Annotated in this window: 5 protein-coding genes; 3 read left to right on the plus strand and 2 right to left on the minus strand. The window is 73.1% G+C overall.

What is annotated here, in order from left to right; translation table 11 throughout:
* Positions 1-136 precede the first annotated feature (136 nt).
* Positions 137-766 (minus strand): prepilin peptidase, encoded by a 630-nt coding sequence (locus tag ABZU91_RS30455; RefSeq protein ID WP_355247987.1) that lies wholly within the window; start codon positions 764-766, stop codon positions 137-139.
* A 10-nt stretch (positions 767-776) separates the two neighbouring features.
* Positions 777-1,781: an EamA family transporter gene (locus ABZU91_RS30460; RefSeq protein WP_355247990.1), complete on the minus strand. Its 1,005-nt coding sequence runs from the start codon at positions 1,779-1,781 to the stop codon at positions 777-779.
* 438 nt (positions 1,782-2,219) lie between these two features.
* On the opposite strand from ABZU91_RS30460, the gene ABZU91_RS30465 reads away from it, so the two are divergent.
* The 3 genes from ABZU91_RS30465 (at position 2,220) to ABZU91_RS30475 (ending at position 4,896) form a co-directional block, all read left to right on the plus strand.
* Positions 2,220-2,738, plus strand: a complete 519-nt coding sequence (locus tag ABZU91_RS30465; RefSeq protein WP_355248075.1) for a hypothetical protein — start codon at positions 2,220-2,222, stop codon at positions 2,736-2,738.
* A 371-nt stretch (positions 2,739-3,109) separates the two neighbouring features.
* A complete protein-coding gene (locus ABZU91_RS30470) occupies positions 3,110-3,520 on the plus strand; it encodes a hypothetical protein (protein WP_355248078.1) in 411 nt (136 codons plus the stop codon).
* A gap of 134 nt (positions 3,521-3,654) precedes the next feature.
* A complete protein-coding gene (locus ABZU91_RS30475; protein ID WP_355247993.1) occupies positions 3,655-4,896 on the plus strand; it encodes an ATP-binding protein in 1,242 nt (413 codons plus the stop codon).
* Positions 4,897-4,899: the final 3 nt, after the last annotated feature.

Raw genomic sequence — 4,899 nt, forward strand, 5'->3', positions numbered from 1 at the left:
GATCGATGGGTCGCAGGTCGGACGACGTGTGCGGCACGCTCAGTCGGCGGGCTTGTCGGTGACGAAGATGGCCGTGCCGGGGAAGAGTCGGCTGGCAACAACTTCATGATCGACGCGCCTCGGGCACCCGGCGCGGTCAGGTGAGGAGTGCGGCCAGCCAGGTGCCGGCCAGCAGGGCCGGGCCTAGCGGGAGCAGGGTGTTGGGGCGCACCCGTCGCGTGGCGAGCAGGCCGACGACCAGGGCCCCGTGCAGCAGGTGTGCCAGAAGAAGCCCGCTGAGCAGGGCGTCGCGGCCCAGCCAGCCGAGCGGCAGCCCGAGGACGGCGGCAAGCTTGACGTCCCCGAAGCCCAGTCGGGACCTCGGCAACAGGGCGAGCAGCACGTGCGCCGCGCCGGCGAGCACCGCGCCGACCAGCGCGCCGACCAGACGCCCGGGAGTGCCGGCCAGCAGCGCCGCCCCGGTCAGCCCGCCGAGGGCCAGCGTGCCGGCGGCGGCGACCAGCGGATCGGGCAGCCGCAGGCAGGCCAGGTCGACAACGGCCAGCACCAGACCCACCACCGCCACCGCGAGGAGGACCGGCAGCGCCGGGTCATCACGCAGCACGACAGCGAGCCCCACGAACACCACGGCCGCCAGCGGCGGACAGAGCCAGACCGACCCACCCCGCCGCACCGGCGGGGTGACGAAATGCCGAGCCAGCGGGGGTACGACGAGACCGACCAACCCGCCGAGCAACGCCACCCCGAGCAGCGCGGCGGCCGACATGGGCCGGACGTTACCGCCGGGCTTCCGTCCGCGCCGCCCCCGATCGTGGTCCCGCTGCCTTGCGGCGTGGGCGTTCGGTGCTCACCACCAGCGCGACGCCGGCGACGATGACCGCACCGCCGAGCAGCACCTGCGGCGTGATCGGCTCGGCCACGAGCAGCGCGCCGAGCGCCACCGCGACCGCCGGGTTCACGTACGCGTACGTCGACACCAGCGAGATCGGCGCGTTCTGCAGCAACCAGACGTACGCGGTGAAGGCAACCAGCGATCCGGCCACCATGAGGTAACCCAACGCCAACCAGGACCGGGTGCTCACCGAGGTCGGGTGGAAGTCACGCAGTTCGCCCCGGGCGGCGGCGACCACGGCCAGCGCCAGCGCGCCGGCCACCATCTCGTACACGGTCGCGACGAACGGGTCGGCGGGCATCTCGATCCGTCCCGACAGGAACGACCCCACCGACCAGGCGGCGGCTCCCACCACCACTGTCAACGCTCCGACCAGCGGCACCGCGTCCGCCGTGCCGGCGGGCAGCACCAGCAGCACGAGTCCGACGAAGCCCACGGTGACCCCGGCGAACGTCCAGAGCGGGGGCCGGTCGCCGGTGGCCGACCGCAGCAGCACCACGAGCAGCGGCACGGTCGCCACCAGCAGGGCGGCGACGCCGGACGGCAGCGCCTCCCCGGGCGGCCCGGACTCGGCGAGCACCACCAGGCCGTTGCCGCCGGCGAGCAGGAGCACACCCACCAGGGCGGCGGAGCCGAGCTGCCGACGCCGCACGCGGAGAGCACCCGGCCCGCGGCGCAGGCGCAGCACCACCGCCAGCACCAGGCCCGCCACGGCGAAGCGCAGGGCGGCGGACAGCAGCGACGGCAGCGTCTCCACCGTGATCCGGATGGCCAGATAGGTGGAACCCCACAGCACGTAGACCACGATCAGCGCGGTCCACACCAGGGTTGGCGCGGCGACGGCGCGGCGGCCGGATGCGGCGGCGGCGCTCGGTGGAGATGAGCTCATCGGTGGACCACGCTACGGTGACCTCGGAGTCGGCGTCGCGCATTGGTGGCCGGCCTCTCACCACTTGTGCAGGAGGGCGGCATGACGAATTACGGACCACCGGGTGAGGGCTACGCAGGCCCGTGGCGTGGGCAGCGACCCGACGAGACGCCCAACCGGCCGCCTCAGCAGCCCTACCCGCCGGCCGCAGAGCCCTATCCGCCGACGATTCAGCCCTACCCGGCCGCGTCGCAGAGGCCGGGCCCCCACGGCGACAGCCAGTACGGCGGCGCACCGGCGACGCCCTACGGCGGCGGGCAGTACGGCGGCGGCCAGTACGGCGGCGGCCAGTACGGGGGTGGCCAGTACGGGGGTGGGACGGGCACGCCGTACGGCGCGGAGCCCTCCGGGCCCTACGGTGGCGGGTACCCCCCCGTCGACAGGGAGCCGAACTACGGCGTGGGGACCTACCGGCCCGACGGTGACTCGTACGGCGACGACCCTTCGCCCACACCGCCACCGAGGCGTGGGCGGGGGCCGATGATCGCGGTGCTGGCCGTCGTGCTGCTGGTGCTGGCCGGCGGCGGCGCGTACTGGTTCCTCCGGGGTTCGGACGACCCGGGGCCGACGACAGCCGCGCCGACCGGCTCGGCCGCTGCGGCGGAGCCCACCGGCGGTGTGACCGATCCGGCCGAGCCGGTGCCGAGCGCCGCGGCGCCCGAGTCGTCGGCCGACCCGCGCTTCGTGAAGGTCGGGCAGTGTGTGCGCAACGACGGCGTGTCGGGCGGCAAGCCCAAGCTGCTGATCAGCGGCTGCGCCCCGAAGTCGTACGAGGTGCTGCGCCGGGTCGACGGCGCGACAAGCGGTGAACGCGACGCCGAGGCCAAGTGCGCCAAGGTCGAGGGCTACACGAACTGGTACTTCTTCGACAGCGAGCTGGACACCCTCGACTTCGTGCTCTGCCTCAAGCAGCGCTGACCACCCACCCTGGGGATGACATGACGACCTACGGACCACCGGGTTCCGGGCAGCCGGACGACCCGTACCAGCGTCCGCCGACCGGCCCCGGCGGCCCGCCACCGGTCGATCCGACGCTTCCGCAGTGGGGGCCGCCGCCACAGCCCGCGCAGTGGGGACCACCACCCGAGCAACCGCCGCAGTGGAACGCTCCGCAGCAGCAACCGCCGCAGTGGGGGCCGCCGCCGGAGCAACCGCCGCAGTGGGATGCCCCGCCGGGGCCGTTCCCGCCCGCCCCGGGCCAGCCGGCGGCACCGTGGGGTCCGCCGGCACCCGGTGGATACCCGATGCCGCCCCCCGCCCCCGCCAACAGGAAGGGCCGGAAGGTCGCCCTGATCGTCGGGCTGGTCGTGCTGCTCCTGCTCTGCCCCTGTCTCGGCCTTGCCGGCTGGGCGGCCTGGCGGATCGCCGACTCCGACAGCGATGTCACGCCCCTGCCGTCGACGAGCGCGCCGGTCGCCCCTCCCGGTCTGCCCAGTGATGCCCCGAGCCCGGTCGTGCCGTCGCCGGACGAGGAGGAGGAGTTCGCCAAGGGCGACTGCGTGGTCAACGACGGCAGCGAGGACGACGCGGAGTTGCGCAAGGTGCCCTGCGGCCCGAACACCTACCAGGTGCTCCTGCGGATTCCGGCGACCACCGACGGGGACCGGTGCCAGACGCTCGCGCCGCAGGCGACCGCCAACTACGTGCACGACAACTCGATCGACCTGTTCGACTACGTGCTCTGCCTGAAGAAGCGGTAGACGATTCCCAAAACTAGGGCTGTCTAGCATGGACGCTAGACAGCCCTAGTTTTCGGTCGACGGCCTCAACACGCCGGTAGCCTCATCTATCCATATCTAGCTTCGCAGCTAGAGGGCCCGATATTCTGCGATGCGTGGATCCGGTCCGCAACCCGTACGCCCCGGGCGCCGGCCAGCGCCCTCCCGAACTCGCCGGGCGAGGGCGCGAGCTGGACGTCTTCGACATCGTGCTGGAACGCATCGCCCGTGGGCGGCCAGAGCGCAGCCTGATGCTCACCGGGCTGCGCGGCGTCGGCAAGACCGTCCTGCTCAACACGCTGCGGTCACAGGCGATCAACCGCCTCTGGGGCAGCGGCAAGATCGAGGCCCGTCCGGACCAGTCACTGCGCCGCCCGGTCGCCGCCGCCCTGCACATGGCGGTCCGCGAACTCGCTCCACGCCACCGCGCCCCCGACCGGATCGACGCCTTCCTCGGGGTACTCAAGGCGTTCGCCCAGCGGTCCGTTCCGACCGGGCGCGCCGGGTCCGCGCCCAAGCTGCGCGACCGGTGGCAACCCGGCATCGACGTTCCCGCCGCGAGCGGACGCGCCGACTCCGGTGACATCGAGATCGACCTGGTCGAGCTGTTCAGCGACGCCGCCGCCGTGGCCAGTGACGTGGGCACCGGCATCGCCGTCTTCATCGACGAGATGCAGGACCTCGGGCCGGAGGACGTCTCAGCGCTCTGCGCCGCCTGCCACGAACTGTCCCAGATCGGTGCCCCACTGATCGTCGTCGGCGCGGGGCTGCCGCACCTGCCCGCCGTGCTCAGCGCCGCCAAGTCGTACTCGGAACGGCTCTTCCGCTACCAGCGCATCGACCGGCTCGACCGGCTCGCCGCCGACCAGGCGCTCTGTGCGCCGGCCGAGCGCGAGGAGGTGGAGTACGAGCAGAAGGCGCTCGACCTGCTCTACGAGAAGTCGGGCGGCTATCCGTACTTCGTCCAGGCGTACGGCAAGGCGACCTGGGATCACGCGCCGCGGTCGCCGATCATCGCGGCGGACGTCCGGGTCGCCGCGCCCGAGGCCGAGGCCGAACTCGCGGTCGGTTTCTTCGGCTCCCGGTTCGAGCGGGCCACCCCGGCCGAACGCGAGTACATGCGGGCGATGGCCACGCTGTCCCTGGTGGAGAGCGAAGCCGGCGGCGTGGTCCGCGACGACATGGACGCCGCCGTACCCACCGCCGAGATCGCCCGCGCCCTCGGCCGTAAGCCGGCCAGCCTCTCCCCGGCTCGCGACGCGCTGATCAAGAAGGGGCTCATCTACTCGGGCGAACGGGGCACGGTGGCCTTCACCGTCCCGCACTTCGGCCGCTACCTGCGCACCCAGCCCGCCTGACCG

The organism is Micromonospora sp. NPDC005174, from assembly GCF_040608495.1.
Lineage (GTDB): Bacteria > Actinomycetota > Actinomycetes > Mycobacteriales > Micromonosporaceae > Micromonospora.